At 68.1% G+C, this 26,495-nt stretch carries 27 protein-coding genes; 22 read left to right on the forward strand and 5 right to left on the reverse strand.

Annotated features, from left to right (window positions below):
- Positions 1–14: 14 nt before the first annotated feature.
- The 7 genes from DIS04_RS00995 (at position 15) to DIS04_RS01025 (ending at position 5,032) form a co-directional block, all read left to right on the forward strand.
- Entirely contained in the window at positions 15–1,520 is a 1,506-nt protein-coding gene (locus DIS04_RS00995) for an inactive transglutaminase family protein (RefSeq protein ID WP_111411859.1), read from the forward strand.
- Positions 1,521–1,525: 5 nt separating this feature from the next.
- Positions 1,526–2,521 (forward strand): alpha-L-glutamate ligase-like protein, encoded by a 996-nt coding sequence (locus DIS04_RS01000; protein WP_111411860.1) that lies wholly within the window; start codon positions 1,526–1,528, stop codon positions 2,519–2,521.
- A gap of 33 nt (positions 2,522–2,554) precedes the next feature.
- Positions 2,555–3,007, forward strand: coding sequence for a transcriptional repressor (locus tag DIS04_RS01005; protein ID WP_111411861.1), 453 nt, complete (start codon positions 2,555–2,557; stop codon positions 3,005–3,007).
- Between the two features lie 21 nt (positions 3,008–3,028).
- Entirely contained in the window at positions 3,029–3,481 is a 453-nt protein-coding gene (gene hisI / locus DIS04_RS01010; protein ID WP_111411862.1) for a phosphoribosyl-AMP cyclohydrolase, read from the forward strand.
- 57 nt (positions 3,482–3,538) lie between these two features.
- Complete coding sequence (gene yidD / locus DIS04_RS01015; RefSeq protein ID WP_111412730.1) at positions 3,539–3,823, forward strand: membrane protein insertion efficiency factor YidD; 285 nt, start codon at positions 3,539–3,541, stop codon at positions 3,821–3,823.
- Between the two features lie 141 nt (positions 3,824–3,964).
- On the forward strand, positions 3,965–4,546 hold the full coding sequence (locus DIS04_RS01020; protein ID WP_111411863.1) for a DJ-1/PfpI family protein: 582 nt from the start codon (positions 3,965–3,967) through the stop codon (positions 4,544–4,546).
- A 78-nt stretch (positions 4,547–4,624) separates the two neighbouring features.
- Entirely contained in the window at positions 4,625–5,032 is a 408-nt protein-coding gene (locus tag DIS04_RS01025) for a ribbon-helix-helix domain-containing protein (protein WP_111411864.1), read from the forward strand.
- On the opposite strand, the gene DIS04_RS01030 is transcribed toward DIS04_RS01025, so the two are convergent.
- The gene (locus DIS04_RS01030; RefSeq protein WP_111411865.1) at positions 4,996–5,427 is read right to left on the reverse strand and encodes a SufE family protein; all 432 of its coding nucleotides are present in this window, start codon (positions 5,425–5,427) and stop codon (positions 4,996–4,998) included. The genes DIS04_RS01025 and DIS04_RS01030 overlap by 37 nt on opposite strands.
- A 28-nt stretch (positions 5,428–5,455) precedes the next feature.
- A complete protein-coding gene (locus DIS04_RS01035; protein ID WP_111411866.1) occupies positions 5,456–6,670 on the reverse strand; it encodes a tyrosine-type recombinase/integrase in 1,215 nt (404 codons plus the stop codon).
- A gap of 248 nt (positions 6,671–6,918) precedes the next feature.
- Here DIS04_RS01035 and DIS04_RS01040 point away from each other — a divergent pair, with 248 nt between their 5' ends.
- Entirely contained in the window at positions 6,919–7,962 is a 1,044-nt protein-coding gene (locus DIS04_RS01040; RefSeq protein ID WP_111411867.1) for a DNA-binding protein, read from the forward strand.
- A 75-nt stretch (positions 7,963–8,037) separates the two neighbouring features.
- On the opposite strand, the gene nfuA is transcribed toward DIS04_RS01040, so the two are convergent.
- Positions 8,038–8,628 (reverse strand): Fe-S biogenesis protein NfuA, encoded by a 591-nt coding sequence (nfuA, locus tag DIS04_RS01045; RefSeq protein WP_111411868.1) that lies wholly within the window; start codon positions 8,626–8,628, stop codon positions 8,038–8,040.
- A 243-nt stretch (positions 8,629–8,871) separates the two neighbouring features.
- Between nfuA and metH the strand changes: the two genes are divergently transcribed.
- From metH to DIS04_RS01065, 4 genes are all read left to right on the forward strand, one after another.
- A complete protein-coding gene (gene metH, locus DIS04_RS01050; RefSeq protein WP_111411869.1) occupies positions 8,872–12,585 on the forward strand; it encodes a methionine synthase in 3,714 nt (1,237 codons plus the stop codon).
- A gap of 60 nt (positions 12,586–12,645) precedes the next feature.
- Positions 12,646–13,974 carry an MATE family efflux transporter gene (locus tag DIS04_RS01055; RefSeq protein WP_111411870.1) on the forward strand — a complete coding sequence of 443 codons (1,329 nt, stop codon included), beginning with the start codon at positions 12,646–12,648 and terminating at the stop codon, positions 13,972–13,974.
- A 151-nt stretch (positions 13,975–14,125) separates the two neighbouring features.
- Positions 14,126–15,778 (forward strand): nitrite/sulfite reductase, encoded by a 1,653-nt coding sequence (locus DIS04_RS01060; protein ID WP_111411871.1) that lies wholly within the window; start codon positions 14,126–14,128, stop codon positions 15,776–15,778.
- Positions 15,771–16,304, forward strand: a complete 534-nt coding sequence (locus DIS04_RS01065; RefSeq protein WP_111411872.1) for a DUF934 domain-containing protein — start codon at positions 15,771–15,773, stop codon at positions 16,302–16,304. The genes DIS04_RS01060 and DIS04_RS01065 overlap by 8 nt, the downstream gene beginning before the upstream one ends.
- A 77-nt stretch (positions 16,305–16,381) precedes the next feature.
- Here DIS04_RS01065 and smrA read toward each other — a convergent pair whose 3' ends face one another.
- Positions 16,382–16,975 carry a DNA endonuclease SmrA gene (gene smrA / locus DIS04_RS01070; protein ID WP_111411873.1) on the reverse strand — a complete coding sequence of 198 codons (594 nt, stop codon included), beginning with the start codon at positions 16,973–16,975 and terminating at the stop codon, positions 16,382–16,384.
- A gap of 126 nt (positions 16,976–17,101) precedes the next feature.
- Between smrA and DIS04_RS01075 the strand changes: the two genes are divergently transcribed.
- The 5 genes from DIS04_RS01075 to pdxH all read left to right on the forward strand — a co-directional run bounded on the left by DIS04_RS01075 (position 17,102) and on the right by pdxH (position 19,808).
- Positions 17,102–17,560, forward strand: a complete 459-nt coding sequence (locus DIS04_RS01075) for a gamma-glutamylcyclotransferase family protein (RefSeq protein WP_111411874.1) — start codon at positions 17,102–17,104, stop codon at positions 17,558–17,560.
- A 92-nt stretch (positions 17,561–17,652) separates the two neighbouring features.
- Positions 17,653–18,009: an arsenate reductase (glutaredoxin) gene (arsC, locus tag DIS04_RS01080; protein ID WP_111411875.1), complete on the forward strand. Its 357-nt coding sequence runs from the start codon at positions 17,653–17,655 to the stop codon at positions 18,007–18,009.
- A 27-nt stretch (positions 18,010–18,036) separates the two neighbouring features.
- Positions 18,037–18,660 (forward strand): NAD(P)H:quinone oxidoreductase, encoded by a 624-nt coding sequence (wrbA, locus tag DIS04_RS01085; protein WP_111411876.1) that lies wholly within the window; start codon positions 18,037–18,039, stop codon positions 18,658–18,660.
- Entirely contained in the window at positions 18,657–19,058 is a 402-nt protein-coding gene (locus DIS04_RS01090) for a DUF2069 domain-containing protein (RefSeq protein WP_111411877.1), read from the forward strand. The genes wrbA and DIS04_RS01090 overlap by 4 nt, the downstream gene beginning before the upstream one ends.
- A 108-nt stretch (positions 19,059–19,166) precedes the next feature.
- Entirely contained in the window at positions 19,167–19,808 is a 642-nt protein-coding gene (gene pdxH / locus DIS04_RS01095) for a pyridoxamine 5'-phosphate oxidase (protein ID WP_111411878.1), read from the forward strand.
- 50 nt (positions 19,809–19,858) lie between these two features.
- Here the strand turns inward: pdxH and DIS04_RS01100 are convergent, their stop codons facing one another.
- Complete coding sequence (locus DIS04_RS01100; protein WP_111411879.1) at positions 19,859–22,606, reverse strand: bifunctional acetate--CoA ligase family protein/GNAT family N-acetyltransferase; 2,748 nt, start codon at positions 22,604–22,606, stop codon at positions 19,859–19,861.
- 108 nt (positions 22,607–22,714) lie between these two features.
- Between DIS04_RS01100 and DIS04_RS01105 the strand changes: the two genes are divergently transcribed.
- The 5 genes from DIS04_RS01105 (at position 22,715) to DIS04_RS01125 (ending at position 26,493) form a co-directional block, all read left to right on the forward strand.
- On the forward strand, positions 22,715–23,650 hold the full coding sequence (locus DIS04_RS01105; RefSeq protein ID WP_111411880.1) for a histone deacetylase family protein: 936 nt from the start codon (positions 22,715–22,717) through the stop codon (positions 23,648–23,650).
- A 112-nt stretch (positions 23,651–23,762) separates the two neighbouring features.
- On the forward strand, positions 23,763–24,395 hold the full coding sequence (locus tag DIS04_RS01110) for a helix-turn-helix domain-containing protein (RefSeq protein WP_111411881.1): 633 nt from the start codon (positions 23,763–23,765) through the stop codon (positions 24,393–24,395).
- Between the two features lie 58 nt (positions 24,396–24,453).
- Positions 24,454–24,774, forward strand: coding sequence for a DUF1244 domain-containing protein (locus DIS04_RS01115; protein ID WP_111411882.1), 321 nt, complete (start codon positions 24,454–24,456; stop codon positions 24,772–24,774).
- A complete protein-coding gene (moaB, locus tag DIS04_RS01120; protein ID WP_111411883.1) occupies positions 24,771–25,292 on the forward strand; it encodes a molybdenum cofactor biosynthesis protein B in 522 nt (173 codons plus the stop codon). Before DIS04_RS01115 ends, moaB begins: the two co-directional genes overlap by 4 nt.
- Entirely contained in the window at positions 25,285–26,493 is a 1,209-nt protein-coding gene (locus DIS04_RS01125; RefSeq protein WP_111411884.1) for a molybdopterin molybdotransferase MoeA, read from the forward strand. The genes moaB and DIS04_RS01125 overlap by 8 nt, the downstream gene beginning before the upstream one ends.
- The last annotated feature ends 2 nt before the right edge of the window (positions 26,494–26,495 follow it).

Here is a 26,495-nt window from a genome sequence, read left to right on the forward strand (position 1 = left end):
TGCAAGGATGATACATGTCGCGACTGCCCTTCTATCTCATCGTGGGTCTGCTGATGGTGCTCGGTATCGGCACGAGCCTGCATCGTCATATCCAGATGGAGGTGCCGTGGACGCCGGGGGAACAGCGCCAGGTGTGGGAGGTCGAGGCCATCGTCGACTTCACCGCCCTGGGCGAGCCCGCTCGCGTCGAACTGGCCCTGCCCTCGCATCAGCGCGGCTACCGCATCCTGACCGAGAACACCGCTTCACCGGGCTACGGCCTGTCGTTCCTGCAGGACGAGACCGGCCGCCGCGCGCAGTGGTCGATTCGTAGCGCCACGGGGAGCCAGCAGCTCTACTACTCCGTGCGCCTGCTGGTCACCGACGACCAGCGCCAGCGCCAGGTCTCGCGTCCGTCCCTGCGCGAAGTCAGCTGGGAGCGCCCCTACGATACCGCGGCGGCCCAGGTGATCGAGCGTGCGTGGATGCGCAGCGCCGACCCCTACACGTTCACTCGTGAGCTGATCCGCGACTTCAACGACGATCGCCAGGGCGAGAATGCGCGCCTGCTGCTGACCCAGTTCGAGCGCACTCCCCTGCTGGTACGCCTGCTCAACCAGGCCGGCGTACATGCCCGAGAGGTCAATGGCCTGGTGCTCGAGGATGGGCGCCGGCGCCAGTCGCTGACCTCGTGGATCATGGTCTTCGAGGACGAGGAGAACTGGGCGCTGTTCGACCCGCGTACCGCCGACCAGGGCCAGCCGGAGAACCTCCTGCTGTGGGAAGCCGGCGGGCGCGCCGTGCTCGAGGTCGAGGGGGGCACCAACTCGCGCGTGACCTTCTCGATGCTGTCGCGCAGCCAACCCGCCGCGGCGGCGGTGCGCAGCCAGCTGGCCGACGACACCCTGCTCAACTTCTCGATCCACAGCCTGCCGCTCGAGGAGCAGGCGCTGTTCCAGACCATCCTGCTGATTCCCATCGGCGCGCTGGTGGTCGTGTTCCTGCGCATCCTGGTCGGGATCAAGACGTCGGGTACCTTCATGCCCGTGCTGATTGCGCTGGCCTTCATCCAGACCTCGCTGCCCACCGGCCTGATCGGCTTCCTGCTGGTGGTATCGGTCGGGCTGGTGATACGCAACTACCTCTCGTATCTCAACCTGCTGCTGGTGGCGCGAGTCTCGGCGGTGATCATCACGGTCATCGCCATCATTTCGATCTTCTCCGTGCTGTCCTACCGGGTGGGCCTCAATGCGGGCCTGACGATCACCTTCTTCCCGATGATCATCCTGGCCTGGACCATCGAGCGCATGTCGATCCTGTGGGAGGAAGAAGGCCCCAAGCAGGTATTGATTCAGGGCGGCGGAAGCCTCATAACGGCAGTGTTGGCCTATCTCGCCATGAACAACCCGTGGATACGCCACATCACCTTCAACTTCCTGGGCGTACAGCTCATCATCATGTCGCTGATCCTGCTGCTGGGTAACTATACGGGGTACCGGCTGCTCGAGCTGAGACGTTTCAAGCCCGTCACCGAGGACTGAACACCATGTGGGCACGGCCGAGCCAGCTTCTACGTCGCGGCATCATCGGCATGAACCGGCGCAACATACGCTACATCGGGCGCTACAACAGCCGGCGGCTCTATCCGCTGGTGGACGACAAGCTGAAGACCAAGCTGCTCGCCGAGAAGTACGGCATCACCACGCCGGCCCTGATCGGCACCGTGACCACCCAGTTCGGCATCAAGGGGCTGCGGGAAATGATCGCCGGGCACCCCGGTTTCGTGATCAAGCCGGCCAAGGGCAGCGGCGGCAAGGGGATCCTGGTGATCGAGCGGGTCGACCAGGAGGGCTTCATCAAGCCCAGCGGCGCCAAGCTCGGTCTCGAGGACCTGCACCGCCATATCTCCAATATCCTGTCCGGCCTCTACTCGCTGGGCGGCGCTCCCGACGTGGCGATGATCGAGGGGCTGATCAACTTCGACGAGAAGCTCTCCGAATACACCTACGAGGGCGTGCCGGACATTCGCGTGATCATCTTCCGCGGCTATCCGGTGATGGCCATGATGCGCCTCTCCACGGCCGCCTCGGACGGCAAGGCCAACCTGCACCAGGGGGCGGTGGGCGTGGGACTCGACATCGCCACGGGCACCGCGGTGCGCGGGGTGCAGTTCGACCGCTCGCGCCGCGATCACCCGGACACCGGGCACGAGCTGGCCAGCCTGCGCATTCCCGACTGGGGCAGCCTGCTGGAACTGGCGGCGGGCTGCTACGAGATGACCGGGCTCGGCTACCTGGGTACCGACATGGTGATCGACCGCGACCGCGGCCCCATGCTGCTCGAGCTCAATGCCCGCCCGGGGCTGGCCATCCAGATGGCCAACGGCGAAGGCCTGCGCTCGCGCCTGGACCTGGTGGAGAAGCAGCCCGAGGGAGTGGGTGTCAAGGCGCGGGTCGCCTTCTCCCAGCAGCACTTCGCCCGCCGAGGCGAGCTCAAGGGCCTGCCCGATCCCGAGCTGGCCCAGCCCTGCCTCAGCACGTAGAATGAACGCTGCTCCAGAGACTTCGGGTCACCCATGACCGACGCTACCTCCCTGCTCGCGCAGGCCGAACGACAATGCCAGCTCCGCGGGGTGCGCTTCACCCCGATCCGGCGACGCGTGCTCGAGATGATCGCCGGCACCAGCGGCGGCCTCAAGGCCTATGAGCTGCTCGACCGGCTGGCCGTCGAGCATGCGGCGGCCCGCCCGCCGACCGTCTATCGCGCCCTCGACTTCCTCATCGAGCAGGGCCTGGTGCACCGTATCGAATCGCTCAACGCCTATGTGGCCTGTCCCTGCCCCGAGCATGCCCACGGCTTCCAGCTGCTGATCTGCCGCCACTGCGGGCGTGTCGAGGAGCTGCACCTGGATGACGTCAACGCACAGCTCAGCGCCCAGGCGCGCGACCTGGGGTTTCGCGTCGAGCGCCAGACCATCGAACTGCTGGGCAGTTGCGACCTGTGCCTGAACGCGGCGGCACGCGCCTGAACCAGCCTGTAGGGAAGCCCCATGACCGATACCTTCAAGCAACTCGAGCGCGCCGCGCTGGGCACGCGAACGCCCCTGGACGAGGTGCTCGAGGCCGTTCGCTTCAACGACGACGGGCTGATTCCCGCCATCGCCCAGCAGCATGACAGCGGCGAGGTGCTGATGATGGCCTGGATGAACCGCGAAGCGCTCGCGGAGACGCTCGCCACCGGCCGCGTCTGCTACTGGTCGCGCTCGCGCGGCAAGCTGTGGCGCAAGGGGGAGTCCTCCGGTCAGCAGCAGCACCTGCGCGGGGCCTGCCTCGACTGCGACGGCGACACCCTGCTGCTGCAGGTCGAGCAGACCGGCCCCGCGTGCCACACCGGGCGGCGCAGCTGTTTCTACCTGGCCTTGGAAAACGGCGAGGCGCGGATCACCAGCGAGCCGTTGATCGATCCCGAGGCACTCTATCGCAAGCCTGCGGAGGGGCGCTGAGGGGTGGCCCGGATCCCGCGCCCGGGCCACGGCCTGCGCCACGCGGCGGGGCTCGTCATGATCGTCCCGGTCAGGCTCTACCAGCTGGTGGTGAGCCCCCTGCTCGGGCCGCGCTGCCGCTTCTGGCCCAGCTGCTCGCACTATGCCGTCGAGGCCATCGAGGTACACGGCCCGCTGCGTGGCGGCTGGCTCGCGGTACGGCGCATCGTGCGCTGCCACCCCGGCAGTGCCGGCGGCATCGATCCCGTGCCCGGCGGGCCCAGCGAGCGGCTGTGCCGGGACGACCCCGAGCTGGACGAGCACTTTCGCTGCCGCCACGCTCGCCACTCCCCCGAACGCTGACCCCGCCATGCCGGCGCCTCGCCGCGATCCTGGCACCGCTTGACCAGCGCCTGTAGTAGCCCGCTACCACCCTCCTCCGCCTCGGCCGTGCCAGACTGAGAATGGCACACCCACCCCAACAAGCCGATGAGGAGACACGCCATGTCCGCCAAGCGACTGCTCTTGCTGTGCGGCGACTATGCCGAAGACTACGAGACCATGGTGCCGTTCCAGGCGCTCCAGGCCGTGGGCCACCGCGTCGACGCGGTGTGTCCCGACAAGCGGTCCGGCGACAGCATCGCCACCGCCATTCACGACTTCGAAGGCGATCAGACCTACAGCGAGAAGCCGGGGCACCGCTTCACGCTCAACGCCGACTTCGCCGAGGTGACGCCGGCTGACTACGACGGCCTGGTGATCGCCGGCGGTCGCGCCCCGGAATACCTGCGCCTGAACGAGAGTGTCCTCGCCCTGGTGCGTCATTTCTTCGAGGCCGACAAGCCGGTGGCGGCGATCTGTCACGCCGCCCAGCTGCTGGCGGCCGCGCGGGTGCTGGAGGGACGCACCTGCTCGGCCTATCCCGCCTGTCGCCCCGAGGTCGAGCTGGCCGGGGGCCGCTACGCCGACATCGCCGTGGACGCCGCGGTGACCGACGGCAAGCTGGTCACGGCACCGGCCTGGCCCGCCCATCCGGCCTGGATCGCCCAGTTCCTCGAGGTGCTCGGGACGCGTATCGAACGCTAGCCACGGGGAGCGCCTTGCCCTGGCCCGCGTCCGGCACCATGATGAGGTGTCGGCCGGGCCAGCAAGGGAGGACATCGCATGTGCAGGCTTTTCATCGGCGCCGAACCGGGCCTCTGGGAGCCGCAGACCCGCTCCATGCGCCTCGACGGCGTCTCGACCAGCGTGCGCCTGGAGGGATTCTTCTGGGCGGTGCTCGAGGAGATCGGCAAGCGCGATGGCCTGACGCTCAGCCAGCTGGTGGCGAGGCTGTCGCGGGAGTGCGCCGAGGCCGGTCACGACCCCGCCAATTTCGCTTCCTTCCTGCGCGTCTGCTGCGGCCGCTACCAGGCGCTGCAGCTGGCGGGCGAGATTCCCGCCGCGCGGGACGTCTCCATCGCCAGCCTGGATGCCGAGGGCATTCTCGCACGGGAGCGTCGGCGGCATGCCGCCCGGCGCTCGCCGGCTCGACGTCAGGCGGAAGCGGCTTCCTTGTCGGCGACTTCGTAGATCTTGCCGAGCATGGCGTGCAGGCCGTTGCTGCGCGTCGGGGAAAGGTGCTTGTCGAGGCCCAGGTCCTCGAGGAAGTGGGGGCTGGTGTCGCGGATCTCCGCGGCCGGACGATCATTGAAGATGCGCAGCAGCACGGCGATCAGGCCGGACACGATGGCCGCATCCGACACCGCATCGAAGTGCAGCACCTCACCCTCGCGGCGATGGTGGATCCAGACGTTCGACTGGCAGCCCTGGATCTTGCGCTCGGGCGTCTTCCACTCCTCGGGAAAGGCCGGCAACTGCTTGCCCATGTCGATGATGTACTGGTAGCGGTCCATCCAGTTGTCGAACATCTCGAACTCTTCCAGCAGGGCCTGCTGGGCCTGTTCGGCCGTGGCTTCGGTGGTCATGTCGTCTCCCGTGTTGGCTTGTCCGTCATTATACCGGCTCGGCCGCCCTGCCGGGCAATCCGTGGGCCGACTGCTGGCGGTGCCACTCCTCGTCCTCGGTGTGCAGGTAGCGCGCCGTGGTGTCGAGGCGCGCATGGCGTGCGGTGCTGGCGAGATAGCGCAGTTCGACACCGGCCTGGGCCTGGTGCGTGAGGGCGGTATGGCGCAGCCAGTGGGGAGTGGCGGCGCGCAGCCGTGACGCCTGCGCCGCCTCTCCCGCCTCGGCCACCAGAGCGTCGGCCGCCTGGCGGAAAGCGGTGCGGATCAGGCGGTAGAGCTGGTTGTCGCCGAGCCCACGCTGGCCGTCCAGGCCCCTCAGCAGCGGCCCCTCCTCGCCGGGACGCGGCTCGGGGGCCAGGCGTAGCGCGGAGCGCCAGTCGCGCAGCAGGGGCAGCATGTCGCCGGGCACCGGGATGCGTGCCACCTTGCCGCCCTTGCCCACCACGCGCCACCACCAGCGCCCCTCGCGCTCGAAGAAGTCGCCCATCTCGGCGGCGGCCATCTCGCCGACGCGTGGCGCCAGCAGGTAGGCGAAGCCGAAGATCGTGCGCCGGCGCAGCCACAGGAAGTGCTCGCGGGTGCCGGCAGGCGCGTCTGGCGGCTGATCCAGCCACTGCCACAGCCAATCCCACAGCGGTCGCTCCAGGTAGCGGTCGATCCCGGCCTGGCGGTTGTCGAGCCGGCGGCGCTTGTCGCGCATCAGGCGAAACGGGTTGTGGCCGACCCAGCCTGCCTCCACCAGCCAGGCGAACATGCCCTGCAGGATCACCAGGCTCTGTCGCCGGCTGGCAGGTGACAGCGGTCCGCGGAACGGTCGCCAGTCCGGCGCGTGACGCGGCCGCGGCGGCCCCACCCACAGCTGGCGCGGTGTGGGGGCGGCAAGGAAGGCCTCGTAGGCATCGAGCTCGTGACGGCGCAGCTCGTCCAGCCGCCGCCCGTGGCGCTCCAGCCACAGCAGCAGTCGCTCGGCCTCGCGGCGATAAGCCCGCAGCGTCTGCGGGCTGTCGCGGAACTCGGCGAGCCACCGCGCCACGGCTTCGGCATCGCTGGCGGCCTCGATGCGTGGCGCCACATCGCGCCCTGGCGAGGCAGATGGCACGAGCGCCGGAGCACGGCTGGCCTCCTCGCGCAGCTCGCGGTGCGTCACCTCCCCGCCCGGGTTTCGGCCAGCGCTGCCGCCGTCCTCTTCATTCGTCGATCGCATCGCCCGCCCTTCTGCCGCTCGCTCCACCTGTGCTGGAGTGTCCCGCGTAGCGGCAAGAAATTCAAGATAAGACGGGTAATCTTGATTTACCAGCACCTAGCGTAACGTATATTACGTAATAACGTATAACGTAACTTTCTTTCCGCCTTGGACGAAAGTCGCTATGCTTAGGATTCGAGCGGGTGCGCGGCAAGCGACGCCTGCCGCGTGAGCAAGGATCCGCCGCCACACCCCACAAGGAGATCGCCATGGCACGCAGCGGTGTGCAGTATGACGACGTCCAGCAGGCCATCGAGACCCTGCTGGCCAAGGGCGACGCGCCCAGCGTTCAGAAAATTCGTGACGTGCTGGGAACGGGCAGCTTCACCACCATCAGCGATCACCTGCGCGAGTGGCGATGGCAGCGCCAGGCCAACCGCGACCAGCCCGCTTCCCAGGCCATGCCGGAGCCCGTGCTGAAACTGGCGGAGGGTCTCTGGCACAAGGCGCAGGAGGCCGCCGGCGAGGTCTTGTCGCACTACCGCGAGGAGGCCGACCGGCGCGTGGCCGAGGCGCAGGCCGCCATGCAGGAGGCGCAGCGCCAGGTCGAGGATGCCGAGCAGCGCGAAGCCGCCCTGGCGTCGCATGTGGCGGGCACGGAGCAGCGCCTGGAGGCCCGCAGCGCCGCCCTGGCACGGGTCGAGGCCGAACGCGACCAGTGGCAGGAGCGCGCCCGTCAAGTCGAGGAGCGCCTGGCGCGCGCCCTGCAGCAGCTCGACAAGCTGCAGCAGGAGAGCGAGCGTCAGGGCCAGGCCCACCAGCAGGCGCTGGCCGACCGCGAGGCCCAGCAGCTGGCGCGGCTGAATCAGGAGGAGCAGCGACACGAGGCGGCCGAGGCGCGTCTCATGAGCCTGCTCGACGAGGCGCGCCAGGAGCGGGTGACGGCCGAGAAGCGCCACGATGCGACGCTGCAGCAGCTCGAGAAGCGCCAGGAGAACCTGCAGCGGCAGCTGCACGAGACGCAGGCCGCGCTGGGGCGCGAGGAGAAGCAGCATCGCGAGACCCAGTGGGCCAGGAGTCGCGCCGAGGAGCGCATCGATACCCTGCGCCACGAGCAGACGCTGCTGCAGGCGCGCATCGACGACCAGAAGCGTCACATCGACGAGCAGGCAGCGCGGCTGCGTACGCTGGAGGCGGAGCTGATGCGCCGCACCTGGCAGCCTGACGAAGAGGAAGGGGCTTCACGCCGTGCGGAGCGAAGAAACGAAACGCAGGAAGGCTCCAGCGTGGAGCCTTCCGAGAGCGTTCGCTGAAAGCTCTACGCGCCTTGCGGGGCGTGGCGCAGAGCCGTGGCGATGCCGCGAAATACGCGGCTCGCCGCCGGGGCTTCAGCGATAGTAGGCGTTGGTGGTATCGGTGTGGTCGGTCACGTCGCGAATGCCGGCCAGTTCGGGAATGCGCTCCATCAGGGTCTTTTCCACGCCCTCCTTCAGGGTCAGGTCGACGGCCGCGCAGCCCTGGCAGCCGCCACCGAAGGCGAGCACCGCCACCTGGTCCTCGGTCATCTCCACCAGCTTGATCTCGCCACCATGGGCGGCGAGGCCCGGGTTGATCTCGCTGTAGAGGATATAGTTGACGCGATCCTCGAGCGGGCTGTCGGCGTTGACCTTGGGCATCTTGGCATTGGGCGCCTTGATGGTCAGCTGGCCGCCCATGCGGTCGGCATTGAAGTCGACCACGGCTTCCTCGAGGAAGGGGATGCTGTTCTTGTCGACGAACACCGCGAGCTTCTCGAGCGCGAGCTTCTCGTCGCTCGGCTCCTCCTCGCCCGGTCGGCAGTAGGCGAGGCAGGTCTCGGCGTAGGGGGTGCCAGGCTGGGTGATGAAGATGCGCACGGCAATGCCCTCGACGTTCTGCTTCTCGAGCAGCTCGGCAAGGTAGTCCTGGGCGCTGTCGGTAATCTGGATGATCTCGCTCATGCTGTTCTCGCTGGTCGGGCGCGGCGAGGTGGCCGGCCATAGGTGACATGCAAATATGGTAAGCAAAAGCCTGCTTCGAGACAATCCCGACTGTTTTGGTCGGCTTTTGGTCGACCCTGCCCTCAAGCGGCTGCTTTTGTTACCATGTCGGGCCGACACGACCGCCCCGACCACAGCTGCCGACAAGAATCCGGGGCGGCTTCGATTCCTTGACGTGACTTTCGCTGGAGACCGACCCGACCCATGGCCGCCCTACCCTCTGCACTGACCGCCACCCTCACCGAACGGCTCGGCGAGCGCATCCTCATGCTGGATGGCGGCATGGGCACCATGTTGCAGAATGCGCGTCTCGACGAGGCCGACTTCCGCGGCGAGCGCTTTCGCGACTGGCCGTCCGAGCTCAAGGGCAACAACGACCTGCTGGCGCTGACCTGCCCCGAGCTGGTGACCCGCATTCATCGCCAGTATCTCGAGGCCGGCGCCGACATCGTCGAGACCAACACCTTCAACAGCACCCGCCTGTCACAGGCCGACTACGGCATGGAGGCGCTGGTACCCGAGCTCAATCGCGAATCGGCGCGGCTGGCCCGCGAGGCGTGCGACGCGGTGGCGGCCGACACCGGGGTGCCGCGCTACGTGGCCGGCGTGCTCGGTCCGACCTCGCGCACCGCCTCGCTGTCGCCCGACGTCAACGACCCGGCCAAGCGCAACGTCACCTTCGACCAGCTGCGCGACAACTACTACGAGGCCGCCGAGGCGCTGATCGAGGGCGGTGCCGACCTGATCCTGATCGAGACCATCTTCGACACCCTCAACGCCAAGGCCGCCATCTTCGCCCTCGAGACGCTGTTCGAGGACCGCGGCGAACGCCTGCCGGTGATGATCTCCGGTACCATCACCGATGCCTCCGGCCGCACCCTCTCGGGCCAGACCACCGAGGCGTTCTGGAACTCGGTGCGTCACGCGCGACCGCTCTCCATCGGCCTCAACTGCGCGCTGGGCGCGGAGGAGCTGCGGCCCTACCTGGAGGAGCTCTCGACCAAGGCCGACACCTTCGTCTCCGCCCACCCCAACGCCGGCCTGCCCAACGAGTTCGGCGAGTACGACCAGACGCCGGAGGAGATGGCGGCCATCGTCGCCGAGTTCGCGGCGAGCGGCCTGGTCAACATCATCGGCGGCTGCTGCGGCTCCACCCCCGAGCACATCGCCGCGATCCACGCCGCCATCCAGGGCCTGACGCCGCGCCGGGTGCCGGAGCGCCCGCGGGCGTGCCGCCTCTCCGGGCTGGAGCCCTTCAACATCGAGAAGGATTCGTTGTTCGTCAACGTCGGCGAGCGCACCAACGTCACCGGCTCGGCGCGCTTCAAGCGCCTGATCGTCGACGAGGACTACACCACGGCGCTGGAAGTGGCGCTCGAGCAGGTGGAGAACGGCGCCCAGGTCATCGACATCAACATGGACGAGGGCATGCTGGAGTCGCAGGAGGCGATGGTGCGCTTCCTCAACCTGATCGCCGGCGAACCCGACATCGCCCGGGTGCCGATCATGATCGACTCCTCCAAGTGGGAGATCATCGAGGCCGGGCTCAAGTGCGTGCAGGGCAAGGCGGTGGTCAACTCCATCTCGCTCAAGGAGGGCGAGGCGGCTTTCGTCGAGCAGGCCAGCCTGTGCCGGCGCTACGGTGCCGCCGTGGTGGTGATGGCCTTCGACGAGGCCGGCCAGGCCGACACCTTCGCGCGCAAGACCGAGATCTGCCAGCGCGCCTACGAGCTGCTGGTGGAGCAGGTCGGCTTCCCGCCCGAGGACATCATCTTCGACCCCAACATCTTCGCCATCGCCACCGGCATCGAGGAGCACGACAACTACGCCGTCGACTTCATCGAGGCGACCCGCTGGATCCGCGAGCACCTGCCCCATGCCATGGTCTCGGGTGGCGTCTCCAACGTGTCGTTCTCGTTCCGCGGCAACAACCCGGTGCGCGAGGCGATCCACTCGGTCTTCCTCTACCACGCGATCCGTGCCGGCCTGACCATGGGCATCGTCAACGCCGGCCAGCTGGCGGTCTACGACGACCTGCCGACGGAGCTGCGCGAGGCGGTCGAGGACGTGGTGCTCAACCGCCGCCGCGACGCCACCGAGCGTCTTGTCGACCTGGCCGAGAAGTACAAGGGCGACGGCAGCGGCGCGGCCCGCAAGGAGGATCTCGAGTGGCGCAGCTGGGAGGTGGAGAAGCGCATCGAGCACGCCCTGGTCAAGGGCATCACGGCGTTCATCGAGGAGGACACCGAGCTCGCCCGTCAGCGTGCCGCTCGCCCCATCGAGGTGATCGAGGGGCCGCTGATGGACGGCATGAACGTGGTCGGCGACCTGTTCGGCGCCGGCAAGATGTTCCTGCCCCAGGTGGTCAAGTCGGCGCGGGTCATGAAGCAGGCGGTGGCCTACCTCATCCCCTACATCGAGGCCGAGAAGAACGCGCTCGCGGTGGAAGACCAGCAGGCCAAGGGCAAGATCGTCATGGCCACGGTCAAGGGCGACGTGCACGACATCGGCAAGAACATCGTCGGCGTGGTCCTGCAGTGCAACAACTACGACGTGGTCGACCTCGGCGTGATGGTGCCGGCGGAGAGGATCCTGCAGACGGCGCGCGAGGAGAAGGCGGACATCATCGGTCTCTCGGGCCTGATCACCCCCTCGCTGGACGAGATGGTCCACGTCGCCAAGGAGATGCAGCGCCAGGGCTTCAAGCTGCCGCTGCTGATCGGCGGCGCCACCACCTCCAAGGCGCATACCGCGGTAAAGGTCGAGCCGCAGTACGACGAGCCGGTGATCTACGTCGCCGACGCGTCGCGGGCAGTCGGCGTGGCGGGCAAGCTGCTCTCGCCCGCCCTCAAGCCCGACTACATTGCCGGAATCAAGGCCGAGTACGACCAGGTACGCGAGCGCAACGCCAAGCGTCGGCCCAAGGCCGCCGATCTCAGCTACGCGGAAGCGCGGCAGCGCAAGCTGCCCATCGACTGGGACCGCTATACCCCGCCCCGGCCCGCCTTCACCGGGCTCAAGGTATTCGAGCACTACGCTATCGAGGAGCTGCTCGAGCGCATCGACTGGACGCCCTTCTTCATGAGCTGGGAACTGGCGGGCAAGTACCCGAAGATCCTCGACGACGCGGTCGTCGGCGAGGCGGCGCGCAACCTGTTCGCCGACGCCCGGCAGATGCTGCGCAAGCTGATCGACGAGAAGCGCGTCGAGGCGCGCGGCGTGATCGGCCTGTGGCCGGCCAACAGCGTCGATGACGACGTCATCGAGGTGTACGCCGACGAGACGCGCAGCCAGGTGATCGAGCGGCTGCACCACATTCGCCAGCAGACCACCAAGAACCGCGACGGCGTGTGCTACAGCCTGGCGGACTTCATCGCGCCCAGGGAGAGCGGCAAGCCCGACTGGATCGGCGGCTTCGCCGTGACCACCGGGCACGGCGTCGAGGCTTTGGCCGAGCGCTACAAGGCCGCCGGCGACGACTACAGCGCGATCATGGTCCAGGCGCTCACCGACCGCCTGGCCGAGGCTTTCGCCGAGCGCATGCACGAACGGGTGCGCAAGGAGTTCTGGGGCTACGTTCCCGACGAGACGCTGGACAACGATTCGCTGATCGCCGAGAAGTACCAGGGCATCCGGCCGGCGCCGGGCTACCCCGCCTGCCCCGACCATACCGAGAAGAGCAGCCTGTTCCGCCTGCTCGATGCCACCGCGAACGCCGGCATCGAGCTGACCGAGAACTTCGCCATGTGGCCAGCCGCTGCCGTCTCGGGCTGGTACTTCTCCCACCCCCAGTCGAAGTACTTCTCCACCGGCAAGATCACCCGCGACCAGGTCGAGGCGCTGGCCGAGCGCAAGGGCATGCCGGTGGCGGAACTCGAGCGCTGGCTCTCGCCGGTGCTCTCCTACGACCCGGCCTGAACGCCGATGAACGACATCGCCCGCGGCCGCGCGGGCCCGCTGCAGCTCCAGCGATAGGTCATGCTACCCGACTCGAGACGCCGCCAGCGTATCCTGCGCCTCGCCACGCCGATCATCGCCGCCATGCTGACCCAGAGCCTGATCAACCTGGTCGATGCGGCGCTGGTCGGCTCGCTCGGCGAGGTGGCGCTGGCGGGGGTCGGCGTCGGTGGCTACGCCATGTTCCTGATCACCGCGGTGGTCTTCGGGCTCTCCTCGGGGGTACAGGCACAGACCGCGCGCCGGCACGGCGAAGAGGCCTGGCACCTGCGCGCCCTGCCGCTCAACGCCGGGCTGGCGATTGCCCTGCTGGTTTCGCTGCCGCTCACCCTGCTCTGCCTGTGGCAGGCGCCCCGCCTGCTGGGCCTGCTCAATCCCGCCGCGGAAGTGACCGGGGTGGCCGTGGAGTACTTCCGCTGGCGGGTGCTGTCGCTCGGCGCCGTGGCGATGATCTTCTGCTTTCGCGGCTACTGGAACGGCATCCAGCAGAGCGACTACTACCTGCGCATCATGCTGGTGATGCACGTCGTCAACGTGGTCGCCAGCGTCGCCCTGATCTTCGGCTACCTGGGGCTGCCGGCGATGGGCGCGGCGGGCGCCGGTGCCGGCACCACGCTGTCGCTGTTCGCCGGCCTCGGGCTGTGGGCGCTGCTCAGCTACCGCCGGGCGGTTCCGAGCGGATTCCTCGACGGCCTGCCCCGACGCCCTGCGCTGTGGACCACCCTGCGCCTGGCCACGCCGCATTCGTTCCAGCAGCTGTGGTTCGCCGCCGGCTACGCGGTGCTGTTCTGGATCCTGGGGCGGATCGATACCGCCAGTGTCGCCGTGGGCCACGTGCTGGTGAACCTGTCGCTGCTGCTGATACTGCCCGGCGTCGGCCTGGGCATGGCGGCAATGAGCCTGGTCGGCCAGGCGCTCGGACGGCAGGCCCATGGCGACGCCCACCGCTGGGGCTGGGATGTGGTGCGCCTGGCCTGGCTGTGCCTGGCGACGCTGGCGCTGCCGATGGCGCTCTTCCCCGACGCCATCCTGGCGGTGTTCCTCCACCACCCCGATCTGATAACCTTCGCACGCCAGCCGCTGCAGCTCACCGCGCTCATGATCGTGATCGATGCCGCCGCCCTGGTGCTGGGACAGGCGCTGCTCGGTGCCGGTGCCAATCGCACCGTGATGACCACCACGCTCACGTTGCAGTGGCTGGTCTTCCTGCCGCTGGCGTGGTGGGTCGGCGTGGTTTTGGAGCAGGGCCTGCTGGGCATCTGGTGGGTACAGCTCGGCTACCGCGGGCTGAACTCGCTCTGTTTCGCGATGATCTGGCAGCGTCGCCAGTGGTGGCGGCTGCAGCTCTGAGCCTGTCGCGGCTGGCTTGACGCCTCATAGTGACGCTTATATGCTTTTACGTATAAAAAATATAAATATTTATTCTTTCATAGAATATGCTGGGGGCGTTATGGTGCCCCCTGACGCTCCGCCATTCCCTCTAAGCAGCAGGACCGGCTGAATGTATCGCTACGACACCCATGATCAGACCCTGGTCAATGAACGCGTCGCCCAGTTTCGCGACCAGATGAACCGTTATCTGGCCGGACGGATCAGCGACGAGGAATTCCTGCCGCTGCGCGTGCAGAACGGCCTCTATGTCCAGCGTCACGCGCCGATGCTGCGCATCGCCATTCCCTACGGCATGCTGGCCTCCTACCAGCTGCGCAAGTTGGGGGATCTGGCCCGCGACTACGACCGCGGCTATGGCCACTTCACCACGCGCACCAACCTGCAGCTGAACTGGCCCAAGTTGGAGACGGTGCCCGACATGCTGGCCGAGCTCGCCAGCGTGCAGATGCACTCGATCCAGACCAGCGGCAACGACATCCGCAATACCTCCACCGACCAGTTCGCCGGCATCGCCGAGGACGAGGAGGTCGATCCGCGCCCCTTCTGCGAGCTGATACGCCAGTGGTCGACCTTCCATCCCGAGTTCACCTACCTGCCGCGCAAGTTCAAGATCGCCGTGACCGGGGCCGCCGAGGATCGCGCCGCCATCCAGGTGCACGACGTGGGCCTGCGGCTGTGGCGTGACGATCAGGGCGAGGTACGCGTCAAGGTGCTCGCCGGCGGCGGGCTCGGGCGCACGCCGATGATCGGCGAGGTGGTACGCGACGATCTGCCGTGGCAGCACCTGCTGACCTATCTGGAGGCGCTGGTCCGCGTCTACAACCAGTTCGGCCGCCGCGACAACAAGTTCAAGGCGCGTATCAAGATACTGGTCAAGGCACTGGGGGTCGAGGAGTTCCGCCGCCGCGTCGACGCCGAATGGTCGCACCTCAAGGACGGGCCGCAGACCTTGACCCGCGAGGCCGTGGAGGCGATGCAGTCGCACTTCGTCGATCCCGAGCGGCGCGACGTCAGCGAGGAGGCGATTGCCGACTTCGAGCGTCTGCGCGGCGAAAACCGGGCCTTCGCCCGTTTCGTCACCAACAACGTGCAGAGCCACAAGGTGCCGGGCTACAAGGCCGTGACCCTGTCGCTCAAGCGCCGCGGCCACTCGCCCGGCGACCTGACCTGGGAGCAGATGCACCAGGTGGCGGACCTGGCCGACGAGTTCAGCCACGGCGAGATTCGCGTCACCCACGAGCAGAACCTGGTGCTGGCCGACGTGGCGGTGGATCGCCTGGAAGCGCTCTGGCAGCGCCTCGAGGCGCTCGGCCTGGCCAACCCCACCATCGGCACCCTGGCCGACCTCATCTGCTGCCCCGGCGGCGACTACTGCGCCCTGGCCAACGCCAAGTCGATCCCGGTCGCCCAGGCGATCCAGGAGCGCTTCGAGGACCTCGACTTCCTCTACGACCTGGGGCCGCTGGATCTCAACATCTCGGGCTGCATGAACGCCTGTGGCCATCACCACGTCGGTCACATCGGCATTCTCGGCGTCGACAAGAAGGGCGAGGAGTGGTATCAGATTTCGCTCGGCGGCGCCCAGGGCAACGAATCCTCGCTGGGCAAGATCCTCGGCCCCTCGTTCGACCGCGAGAGCGTGCCCGGCGTCATCGACAAGCTGCTGCAGGTCTATGTCGGCGAGCGCGCCGAGGGCGAGACCTTCATCGAGACCTATCGCCGTATCGGCCTCAAGCCTTTCAAGGAGCGGGTATATGCCTGATCAGAACACCTCCGCGCGCCCCTTCATTCGCCGCGGCAAGCCGGCCGAGGACCACTGGGCACTGATCCGCGACGATGAGGCCGCGTTGCCTGACTCTCCCGCCATCGTGCCGCTGGCGCGCTGGCAGGCACTCGAGGGCAGCCTCGAGCTGGCGCCTTGGCTTCCCAGCGATACCGAGCTGACGCCGGAGCTGGCCGAGGAGCTGGCCGCAGCGCCGCTGATCGCCGTCGACTTCCCCAGGTTCACCGATGGCCGCGGCTATAGCCTGGCGCGCCTGCTGCGGGAGCGCTACGCCTACGAGGGGGAGATTCGCGCCATCGGCGACGTGCTGGTGGATCAGGTGTTCTTCCTCTCTCGCTGCGGCTTCGACGCCCTGTCGCTGCGCGAGGACCAGTGGCTCGAGGACGCGCTGCACGCGCTCAACGCCTTCAGCCGCGCCTACCAGCCGGCCGTGGACGTCGACGAGCCGCTGTTTCGTCGGCGCATGCGCGAAGCCGTGGAGCACGCGGAACCGGCCCTGGCCTAGGGTCTAGGCTCGCCGGCTCTCTCGGCGCACAACGGGAAAAGCCGGCTGCGTGCCGGCTTTTCCCGTTGACGGTGACGTCAGCCGCGGCGCTTCTGCTGCCGCTCGCGGTTCTCCGCCCTCGCCCGTGCGCTCTTGCGCAGCATCACCCAGGTCGCGCCCAGCCCGCCGTCGGCCTGCTGGGCCGAGACAAAGGCCTGGACCTCGTCGAACTGGGCCAGCCACTTGGCCAGGTAGGAGCGCAGCACATTGGCCGCACCGTCGATCTCGCGACCGCGGCCGTGCACGATCAGCAGCGAGCGCAGGTCGTGGGCATGGGCCTCGTGAATGAAGGACGGCAGCACCCGCCGGCACTCGGCCAGTGGCCGGCGCAGCAGGTGCAGGCGCGACTGGGCCGGATAGCCGCCGTGGCGCAGGCGGTCGACGACGCCCTGCTGGATCCCGTCGCGACGAAACTCGACGGGGTCGAACGGCGGCAGCAGCTCGACGAAATCGTCTGACAGGAAGCTGTCGCCGGCGAGTTCGGCCTGGGCGCTTTCGCGGCGGGCCAGTTGGGCCTCGCTGGGCCGGCTGCGGCGTGGCCCCGGGTCGGCCCGATTGGCCCGCCGGCGCAGCGGTTTCACCTCCCCCACCAGCGCCCTGAAGTCCTGATCCTCGTGTGCCGACTGGGTCATGGGGCGTCCTCCGCTGTGGTCGAGCCATACCGTGCATCCTAACAGAGCTTCGAGCCGGCATAGAACCGGACAGCCCCCTTCCCGCCATGGCAGGATGGCAGCCACGTCGAACACCAAGGAGAGCGCATGCGCCGTCGACATGTCGTCCTCGCCGCCCTCGCCGTACTGGCGCCCCTGCTGGCCCTGCTCGGCTGGCTGTGGCTGACCATGCTGAGCCCCTATACCTACGACCGCCCGGCACACCTCGATGACATCGACGAAGGCCGACATGCGCTCTTCGTCTACGGCACGCTGCGCTTCGCGCCGGTTCGCTGGCTGGTGATGGGGCGTGCGGGGGAGACCGAGACGGCCGTGCTCGAGGGATTTCGTCGCGACGGGCTCGACCTGGCCGAAGCCCCCGGCGACCGCGTCGAGGGCGAAGTGATCGTGGTCGACGCCGATGAACTGGCGCGGCTCGATCGCTACGAGCGCCTGGGGATCCGCTACCAGCGCGTGCCCATGCGGCTCGCCGACGGCCGCCGGGTCTGGGTCTACCGACGCCTGGAGACGTCGTCTCAACCCGAGGGCAGCGGCGCAACCAACTGATCGAAGCGGGTATTCGGGATGGCTGCGGTTGTGGCCGACACGGCGGCCCTTCTACAATGTGGCCAACCTTTCAAGGATCGAGGAGTCGCGCAATGACCATCACGCTCTATCACAACCCGCGGTGTTCCAAGTCACGCCAGGCCCTGGCGCTGCTGGAGGAGAACGGTGCCGAGGTGAAGGTACGGCGCTATCTCGACGAACCGTTGAGCGAAGCGGAGCTGCGCGACCTGATGTCGCGGCTGGACGCCGATGGCGAGCGCCTGGTGCGCACCCAGGAGGCGGAGTGGCAGGAGGTGGCCGACACCAACCTCCAGGACCAAGAGCAGGTGATCGCGGCCATCGTGCGCCATCCCAGGCTGATGGAGCGGCCGATCGCCGATGACGGCAAGCGCGCCGTGATCGGACGCCCGCCCGAGGACGTGCTTGCCCTGCTCCACGCCCGCGACTGACCCCGCCGCCAGCCAACTGGAGCCAAGATGCGCGACTCCCTGCCCTACGTACTCGTTCTCTACTACTCCCGACACGGCGCCACCCGCAGCATGGCCGAGCAGCTCGCCGCCGGCGTCGAGTCCTGCGCCGGCATCGAGGCGCGGCTGCGCACCGTGCCGCCCGTGTCACCCACCTGCGAAGCCGTCGATCCGGAAATTCCCGCCGAGGGCGCGATCTATGCGGAGCTCGACGACCTGCGCCACTGTGCCGGCCTGGCGCTGGGCAGCCCGACCCGTTTCGGCAACATGGCGGCGCCACTGAAGCATTTCATCGATTCCACCAGTGCCCTGTGGCTCAACGGCACGCTGGTGGACAAGCCGGCCAGCGCCTTCACCTCCACCTCCAGCCTGCATGGCGGACAGGAAACCACCCTGATCTCCATGCTGCTGCCGCTGCTGCACCATGGCATGGTGTATGCCGGCCTGCCCTATAGCGAAATCGAGCTGATGACCACCACCGCCGGTGGCACCCCCTACGGGGCCAGTCATCTGGCCGGCCAGCGCAGCGACCAGCCCCTGGCCGATGCCGAGCGCCGGCTGGTGCGCGCCCAGGGCAAGCGCCTGGCCCGCCTGGCCCTGGCGCTCGCTCCCCTGCGGGAAGCCGCTTCATGAGGCGCTGGGTCGAGGGGCTCGAGGCCCGCCACGGCCTGACACCGCTGACCGAGCGCAGCCGTCGCCTGGTGCTCGTCAGCTACGTGGCGCTGCTGGCGCTGCTGGTGTGGAGCGGCCTGGCCATGCAGGCGGGCGACAACCCGCTGACGCCGATCCTGATCCGTACCCTGCCGCTCGTGCTGTTCCTGCCCTCGATCCTGGGCAAGCGCCCACGCGGGCATGCCTGGCTGGCCTTCGTCAGCCTGCTGTACTTCGTCCAGGGCGTCATGATCGCCACCTTGCCCGGCCAGGGGCTGCTCGGGGTCGCCGAGGCGCTGGTCGCGCTGGGACTGTTCACCGGCTGCATGTTCTACGCCCGCTTTCGCAGCCGCCAGATGCGAGAGACGCGCGGGGCCTGACGCCAGGCGGGTCGGGTTCGGCTCTAGGAAAACGCTGCCGGTCGACCGCGGGTGTTGTGCTGCTGCCCCTCAGCGGCGACCATGAAGAAAAACGACGAGGAGTACGCCATGACACGCAACATCGCCGACATTCGGCGCGACTACGAGGGCGGCAGGCTCGAGGAAGGCATGGTGCCTGCAGAGCCCATGGTGCTGTTCGACGAGTGGCTGACGCTGGCACTGGATGCCGAGGGCGAGGACGGCAACGTGATGACGCTGGCCACCGTCGACAGCCAGGGCCTGCCCCATGCGCGCATCGTGCTGCTCAAGGGCTACGATGAGCGTGGCCTGGTGTTCTATACCAACTATCACAGCCACAAGGGCAGCGAGCTGACCAACGTGCCCCACGCCGCGCTGGTGTTCTGGTGGCCTTCGCTGGGGCGCCAGGTGCGCGTCGAGGGGCGCGTCGAACTGGTCTCCGACGAGGAGTCGGACGCCTACTTCAACAGCCGCCCCCGTGCCAGCCAGCTTGGCGCCTGGGTCGCGACCCAGAGCGTGGTGATTCCCGACCGGCACTGGATCGAGGAGCGACAGCACCGCTTCGAGCAGGCCTACGAGGGGCAGGAGATTCCGCGTCCCGTGCACTGGGGCGGCTACCGCGTGGTGCCCGAGATGATCGAATTCTGGCAGGGGCAGCCGAGCCGGCTGCACGACCGCATCCGCTACGAGTACCGCGACGACGCCTGGCACTCCTTCCGCCTGGCGCCCTGAAGTCCCGTCCCAACGGCAGGCGCCGACGCTGAGGTCGGCGCCGAATGGCGTCAGTCCGGCAGGCTCTCCAGCCGGTGCCGCTGCCATTCGCTCTCCGGCTCGTTGAGGCGCAGTACCGCGTCCACGACCTGCTCCTCCATGTTGTAGCGGCAACGGAAGCCCAGGTGCTTCATCAGTGCCCGCATGGGATGGTTGTCGACCATCACCTTGCCGATCATCTCCAGCGTGCCCACGCTCTTGCAGTAGCCGATCATCTTTTTCATCAGCAGGCTGCCGAGGCCCTGCCCGGCCATGTCGTCGCGCACGATGATGGAGAACTCGGTGCGAATGTTGTCGGGGTCGTTCCACACCCGCACCACGCCGAGCATCTCCTTGCTGCCATCCTCCTTCTGGTGCTCGGCGATAAACGCCATCTGACGGTCGTAGTTGATGTGCGCGAGCATCGACAGGTCGCGCTGGCTGAGGTCGGCCTTGTTGTGGAAGTAGCGAAAGCGGATGCTCTCCTCCGACAGCTGGCTGTGGAAACTGGTGATCAGCGGAGCATCCTCGGCGCGGATGGGACGCACCTCGACCCGCATGCCGTTGTTCAGGGTCACCCATTCGCGCAGCTCTTCGGGATACGGCATGATGGCGAAGCGCGCCGGGGCGCCCAGGTCGAGGGCGAAGTCCACCGCCAGGATGCCGTCGCGATTGAGCAGCAGGGGGTTGAGCTCGAGCCCGCGCAGCTCGAGCAGGTCCGAAGCCATCTGGGAGAGCTTGACCAGCAACTGGCAGAGCCGCTGGAGATCGCGCTCGGGTTCGCCGGAGTGCTCGCGAATGAGTCGGGCGGCGTGGGTGCGCCCCACCACGTCGGCGGCCAGGGTCATGTTGAGCGGCGGCAGTGCCACCTGGCGGTCGGCCAGGATGTTGACCTTGTAGCCGCCGATGCCGAACACGATCAGCGGGCCGAACACCGGGTCGCGGGTGATCCCGGCGCAGATCTGCATCGACTGCTTGCCGCGCTGCATGGGCTGCAGGCAGTACTCGCGGATCTTCACCGGGGGGAATTTCTCGTGCACCTTCTCGCCCAGCCGGGTGAGGCCCTCGGCGACCTGGCTCGGCTCGTGGAGGTCCTGCAGCAGCCCCGCCGAGATGCGGTGCGGATGCTTGCGATAGCGGAATGGCCGGCAGTTGCCATCGTGAACCACCTTCAGCGCCCAGGGCCCTTCGAGCTCCTCGGCGGCTGCCGCGGCCTCCTCGGGCGTGTGCACGTAGCGGCTGGGTGCCACGGGGATGCCGTAGGCCTCGAGCACCTGGGCGGTCTCGGCGTGGGACAGGGTCTCGCGCCCCTCTGCCCTGGCCTGCGCGATCAGGGTATGACAGCGGGCGCGAATGTCAGCGGTGGTGCTGAACGGCAGGCTCGGAGGGGTCTCCTGCAGCAGCGCCTGCACACGCTGGTAGTCGACCATGTGCATGAACGCCTTGACCGCCTTCTCCGGCGAGACGTAGGTGGGGATGCCCGCCATGCTGCATTCGTGGCGCGCATAGAGGGCGCCCTCCAGCCCCATCCAGCTGGTCAGCAGATTGCGCCTGAAACGCTTGCGGTTGGCGATCAGCGCCTGGGCGGTGACCTTCGACGGCGCCAGGCGCGTGGGGGCATGCACCACCAGCACGGCGTCGACCCCGGGGTCGGCGGCGACGATCTCCAGCGCCTCGACGAAGCGTTCCGGCGTGGCGTCCCCGCCCAGATCCACCGGGTTCTCGCCGGGCTTGCTGATGTCGAACTCGCCGTCGCGCAGCGCCCGGCGTGTCTCCGCGCTGAAGCTCGCCAGGCTGCCGCCGGCGCTGACCAGCTTGTCGATGGCGAGCATGGCCGGCCCCAGCCCGTTGGCGACGATGGCCAGCCGATCGCCCTTGAGAGGGCGCATCTGCGACAGCGTCATCAAGGCGTCGAACAGCTCGTCGGAATCGTTGACCCGGACCACGCCTGCTCGCGAGAAGGCGGCATCGAAGACCACGTCGCGATTGGCGATGCCCGGCGTCGGTGGCATCCCGGAGAGGTCGGACTGCGGCGTGCGTCCGCTCTTGATCGCCAGCACCAGGCGATGGCGTGAGGCGTCGCGCAGGGCGGTCATGAAGTGCTGGGCGTCGTGGATACGCTCCAGGTGGAGCAGGATGGCCTGGGTCGGGGCAAACTGGTTGATGTAATCGATCAGGTCGGGAAGCATCACGTCGACGCTGTCGCCCACCGTGATCAGATGCGAGAAGCCGATGCCGCGGCCTGCCGCCCAGTCGATCATGGCGTTGCCGAGCATGCCCGATTGCCCGAGATAGGCGACCTTGCCCGCCTTGACCGGCTGGCTGGAGTAGGAGGCGTTGATGCGCCGGCCCGGCACGATCAGGCCCATGCACTCCGGTCCCAGCACGCGGATGCCCGATTCGCGAGCGGCCGACAGCATGCGCTCGCGGATCGAGCCGCGGCCCTCCTCCGGGTCGTCGAGATGTGCCCCGCCGGAGAGCACCAGGGCGGCCTTGACGCCGATCCGCCCCAGGCGCGAGATCACTTTCGGCAGCGTGGCGGCCGGGGTGCAGACCACCGCCAGGTCCGGCGTCTCGGGCAGCTCGCTCACCCGCGAGACGCACGGCTGGTCGAAGACCGTTTCGTAGCCCTTGCGGTTGACGGCCCACAGCGTCCCGGGAAAGCCGGCCTCCTGAAGGTTGCGAATCACGATGCCGCCGATGGAGTGGGGCTTTTCCGAGGCGCCGATTACCGCGATGGTACGTGGTTCGAAGAAGTGGCGCAGGAATCGGGTGCTCAAGACGTCACCTCAGCAGACAGGATGTGCCTACCTTGTGTACGACTTATTGACACTGTTGTGCAAGGGCTCGCGCGCATTAAGGTGACTTCAGTCACTCTGGAGTTCCATATGATCACGGCGTTCATCTCGCACCCGGACTGCGACCTTCACCATATGGGCCCGGAGCACCCCGAAAGCCCCCTGCGCCTCGAGGCCATCCGCGCCCGCCTGGCGCTCAGCGGACTGCTGCAGCAGACCATGCAGTCGGAGGCGCGCCCCGCCAGCGAGGAGGAGCTCGGCCGCGTGCATCCGCTGCGCCACCTGCGTGCGCTCGACAAGTGCGTGCCCGAGACGGGCATCGTCACCCTCGACAGCGACACCATGATGAATCCCGACAGCCTGCATGCCGCTCGCGTGGCGGCGGGCGCGGTGATCCGGGGCGTCGACCAGGTCTATCGCGGCCAGGCCGACAACGTCTTCTGCGCCGTGCGACCCCCCGGCCATCATGCCGAAGCCACCGATGCCATGGGCTTCTGCTTCTACAACAACGTCGCCGTTGGCGCGGCACATGCCCGCGCCCGCTACGGGGCCCGCCGTATCGCCATCCTCGACTTCGACGTGCACCAGTGCAACGGCACCATCGATATCTTCAAGGACGACCCGGATGTCCTGATCTGCACCAGCTTCCAGTTCCCCTTCTATCCCTGGCGCTACCTGCGCAGCGAGTGGCAGAACGTGATCAACACGCCGCTGGAGGCCGGCACCGACAGCGCCACCTTCCGCCGCGCGATCGAGGACGACTGGCTGCCCGCGCTGCACGCCTTCAAGCCCGAGCTGGTGCTGGTCTCGGCCGGCTTCGATGCCCATCGCGACGACCCCCTGGCGGAGCTCTGCCTGGAGGACGAGGACTACTTCTGGATCACCCGCCTGGCGCTGGATATCGCCGCGCTGTATGCCGACGGCCGCCTGGTCTCGGTGCTCGAGGGTGGCTACGACCTGGACTCCCTGGGGCGCAGCGCCGAGGCGCACGTCAAGGCCCTGCTGGGCTTGCCGTTCGAGACGTGAGCAGTTCCCGCTGCTGTCGGGAACACGCATTGCGACGGCGCCTCCCGGCCGATGCAGGTGGCGCTTCTGTGGTACGCTTCAGGAAACTCTGTTTCCTATAGTGAACCCATTCATGTCCGCCACCACCGACCAGCAGGCCGCGCTGCGTATCGCCTCGGGGCGCAAACCGTTCGTCGAACCGTTGCGCCTCGGCGAGCGGCTCAAGGAAATCCGCCTCGCCAACCAGTGGACGCTGGAGGACGTCAGCCAACGCACCGGGCTGGCACGCTCCACCCTGTCCAAGATCGAGAACGACCAGATCTCGCCGACGTTCACCGCCGTGCAGAAACTGATCAACGGCCTGGGCATCGACCTGCCGCAGTTGCTCACGCCCCCCCGGGTGCAGCCACGCACCATGGGGCGCCGCGACCTGACACGCCAGGGCGAGGGCCAGCGCCACCCGACGCCGACCTACGAGCACGAGCTGCTCAGCTGCGAGCTGGCCCAGAAGCGCATGATCCCCTTCAAGACCATCGTCAGGGCGCGCAGCTTCGACGAGTTCAGCGAGTGGGTGCGCCACGACGGCGAGGAGTTCCTGATGGTGCTGGAGGGCGAGGTCCGCCTCTACACCGAGTTCTACGAGCCGCTGCAGCTGTCGCGAGGCGACAGCATCTACTTCGACAGCGACATGGGCCACGCGCTGGTCTCGCTGGGCGACGACGACGCCGTGGTGCTCTCGGTATGCACCCCCGGCGACAGCGCCTGAATGCCACAGCCACGCCGGCCTTTGTTATCCTGAGGCGACTCAACCAGGAGCCAACGTCATGCAGCATCTCGACGACGCCACTCGCACCCAGCTCGAGGCCGCCGCCTTTCGCCGACTGCTTCGCCACCTGGACGCCAACAAGGACGTGCAGAACATCGAGCTGATGATCCTTGCCGACTTCTGTCGCAACTGTCTATCCAAGTGGCTGGTGGCCGCCGCCGACGAACAGGGCGCCGAGCTCGACTACGAGAGCGCCCGGGAGTACGTCTACGGCATGCCCTACCAGGAGTGGAAGGCCCGCTACCAGCGGGAAGCCACGCCGGAGCAGCAGGCCGCCTTCGAGGCGCGGCAGGCCCGCAAGCGGGAGTCGCGTTCATGAGCGAGGCGATGATTCCGCTCAGCATCGCGGTGCTGACCATCTCCGACACGCGCGACTTCAGCAGCGACCGCAGCGGCGCCCTGCTCGCCGAGCGACTCGGCGAGGCCGGCCATCGCCTGGCCGAGCGGCGCATCGTCATCGACGACGTCTATCGGATCCGCGCCGTGGTAGCCGAATGGATCGCCGACCCCGACATCCAGGTGATCCTGACCACCGGCGGCACCGGCTTCACGGGGCGGGATTCCACGCCCGAGGCCGTCTCCGTGCTGCTGGACAAGCGCATCGAGGGCTTCGGTGAGCAGTTCCGTCAGCTCTCCTGGCAGGAGGTCGGCAGCTCGACCATCCAGAGCCGCTGCCTGGGCGGCCTGGCCAACGCCACCGTGGTGTTCTGCCTGCCGGGGTCGAGCGGTGCCTGTCGCACGGCCTGGGACGGCCTGCTCGCCGAGCAGCTCGACAGCCGCCACAAGCCGTGCAATTTCGCCAACCTGGTCATTCCCGGGCGAGGCCAGCATGTCTGAGCTGCAATCCGTCGAGGCGGCACTCGCCGCCCTGCTCGGGGGCGTCGAACCGGTCGACGCCGAAACCGTCGCCTGCGAGGCGGCCGGCCGCCGCGTGCTGGCCGCCGAGGTCATCGCCCGGCTCGACGTGCCGCCGTTCGACAACAGCGCCATGGACGGCTATGCGCTGCATCACGAGGATGCCGGCAGGCACCTGCCGGTCCGCCAGCGCATCGCCGCGGGCAGCGAGCCACGGCCGCTCGAGCGTGGCGCGTGCGCGCGTATCTTCACCGGCGCCCCGCTGCCGCCGGGCGCCGATTGCGTGGTGATGCAGGAGAAGGTCACCGTCGACGGAGACGAGGCGTACATCCCGGCGCCGGTGCCGGCCGACAACAACGTGCGCCACCGCGGTGGCGACGTCAGCGCCGGCAGCGTGCTGCTCGAGCGCGGCCAGCGCCTGGACAGCGCGGCGCTGGGGCACCTGGCGAGCCAGGGCATCGTCGAGGTGTCGGTGCGTCGCCGGCCGCGTGTCGCCCTGCTCAGCAGCGGTGACGAGATCGTCGAACCGGGCCAGCCGCTGGCCGCCGGCCAGATCTACAACAGCAACCGTCCCATGCTGCGGGACCTGCTGGAGAGGTTCGGCGCCGAGGTCTCCTTCATCGCCGCGATGCCCGACGACGCCGACGGCACCCGGGCCATGCTGGCGCTGGCGGCGGAGCAGGCCGACGTGGTGGTGACCACCGGCGGCGTCAGCGTCGGCGAGGAGGACCACGTCAAGGCCGCCATCGAGGCGATCGGCCGGCTCGACCTGTGGCGCCTGGCGCTCAAGCCCGGCAAGCCGCTGGCGCTGGGCAGGCTTTTCGCCAGCGACGATCGCGAGGTGCGTTTCGTCGGCCTGCCCGGCAATCCCGTCTCCAGTTTCGTTGCCGCCTGGCTCTTCCTGCGTCCGCTGATGGGCGCCCTGCTCGCCTGCCCGGATCTCGCCGGCCTGCCGACGCTGCCGGCACGCGCCGCCTTCGCCACCCGCACCGGACCGAGGCGGCACTACATGCGCGTCACCTTGACCCTGGCGCGGAGCGGCATCAGGGCCCACGCCTTCGCCGACCAGGGGTCCGGTGTGCTCTCCTCCTGCGTGGGGGCCGATGCACTGGCGTTGATCCCGGCCAATGCGCACGTCAAGGAAGGCGATGCCATCGAGTGCCTGTGGCTGAGGGGAGACTGAAC

The sequence above is a fragment of the Billgrantia lactosivorans genome (assembly GCF_003254665.1).
In the GTDB taxonomy this organism is placed as follows: domain Bacteria; phylum Pseudomonadota; class Gammaproteobacteria; order Pseudomonadales; family Halomonadaceae; genus Halomonas; species Halomonas lactosivorans.

Bases quoted from the DNA above. Each gene is read 5' to 3' on its own strand.
- DIS04_RS00995 (WP_111411859.1), top strand. From the start codon at position 15: ATGTCGCGACTGCCCTTCTATCTCATCGTGGGTCTGCTGATGGTGCTC.
- DIS04_RS01000 (WP_111411860.1), top strand. From the start codon at position 1,526: ATGTGGGCACGGCCGAGCCAGCTTCTACGTCGCGGCATCATCGGCATG.
- DIS04_RS01005 (WP_111411861.1), top strand. From the start codon at position 2,555: ATGACCGACGCTACCTCCCTGCTCGCGCAGGCCGAACGACAATGCCAG.
- hisI (WP_111411862.1), top strand. From the start codon at position 3,029: ATGACCGATACCTTCAAGCAACTCGAGCGCGCCGCGCTGGGCACGCGA.
- yidD (WP_111412730.1), top strand. From the start codon at position 3,539: ATGATCGTCCCGGTCAGGCTCTACCAGCTGGTGGTGAGCCCCCTGCTC.
- DIS04_RS01020 (WP_111411863.1), top strand. From the start codon at position 3,965: ATGTCCGCCAAGCGACTGCTCTTGCTGTGCGGCGACTATGCCGAAGAC.
- DIS04_RS01025 (WP_111411864.1), top strand. From the start codon at position 4,625: ATGTGCAGGCTTTTCATCGGCGCCGAACCGGGCCTCTGGGAGCCGCAG.
- DIS04_RS01030 (WP_111411865.1), bottom strand. From the start codon at position 5,427: ATGACCACCGAAGCCACGGCCGAACAGGCCCAGCAGGCCCTGCTGGAA.
- DIS04_RS01035 (WP_111411866.1), bottom strand. From the start codon at position 6,670: ATGCGATCGACGAATGAAGAGGACGGCGGCAGCGCTGGCCGAAACCCG.
- DIS04_RS01040 (WP_111411867.1), top strand. From the start codon at position 6,919: ATGGCACGCAGCGGTGTGCAGTATGACGACGTCCAGCAGGCCATCGAG.
- nfuA (WP_111411868.1), bottom strand. From the start codon at position 8,628: ATGAGCGAGATCATCCAGATTACCGACAGCGCCCAGGACTACCTTGCC.
- metH (WP_111411869.1), top strand. From the start codon at position 8,872: ATGGCCGCCCTACCCTCTGCACTGACCGCCACCCTCACCGAACGGCTC.
- DIS04_RS01055 (WP_111411870.1), top strand. From the start codon at position 12,646: ATGCTACCCGACTCGAGACGCCGCCAGCGTATCCTGCGCCTCGCCACG.
- DIS04_RS01060 (WP_111411871.1), top strand. From the start codon at position 14,126: ATGTATCGCTACGACACCCATGATCAGACCCTGGTCAATGAACGCGTC.
- DIS04_RS01065 (WP_111411872.1), top strand. From the start codon at position 15,771: ATGCCTGATCAGAACACCTCCGCGCGCCCCTTCATTCGCCGCGGCAAG.
- smrA (WP_111411873.1), bottom strand. From the start codon at position 16,975: ATGACCCAGTCGGCACACGAGGATCAGGACTTCAGGGCGCTGGTGGGG.
- DIS04_RS01075 (WP_111411874.1), top strand. From the start codon at position 17,102: ATGCGCCGTCGACATGTCGTCCTCGCCGCCCTCGCCGTACTGGCGCCC.
- arsC (WP_111411875.1), top strand. From the start codon at position 17,653: ATGACCATCACGCTCTATCACAACCCGCGGTGTTCCAAGTCACGCCAG.
- wrbA (WP_111411876.1), top strand. From the start codon at position 18,037: ATGCGCGACTCCCTGCCCTACGTACTCGTTCTCTACTACTCCCGACAC.
- DIS04_RS01090 (WP_111411877.1), top strand. From the start codon at position 18,657: ATGAGGCGCTGGGTCGAGGGGCTCGAGGCCCGCCACGGCCTGACACCG.
- pdxH (WP_111411878.1), top strand. From the start codon at position 19,167: ATGACACGCAACATCGCCGACATTCGGCGCGACTACGAGGGCGGCAGG.
- DIS04_RS01105 (WP_111411880.1), top strand. From the start codon at position 22,715: ATGATCACGGCGTTCATCTCGCACCCGGACTGCGACCTTCACCATATG.
- DIS04_RS01110 (WP_111411881.1), top strand. From the start codon at position 23,763: ATGTCCGCCACCACCGACCAGCAGGCCGCGCTGCGTATCGCCTCGGGG.
- DIS04_RS01115 (WP_111411882.1), top strand. From the start codon at position 24,454: ATGCAGCATCTCGACGACGCCACTCGCACCCAGCTCGAGGCCGCCGCC.
- moaB (WP_111411883.1), top strand. From the start codon at position 24,771: ATGAGCGAGGCGATGATTCCGCTCAGCATCGCGGTGCTGACCATCTCC.
- DIS04_RS01125 (WP_111411884.1), top strand. From the start codon at position 25,285: ATGTCTGAGCTGCAATCCGTCGAGGCGGCACTCGCCGCCCTGCTCGGG.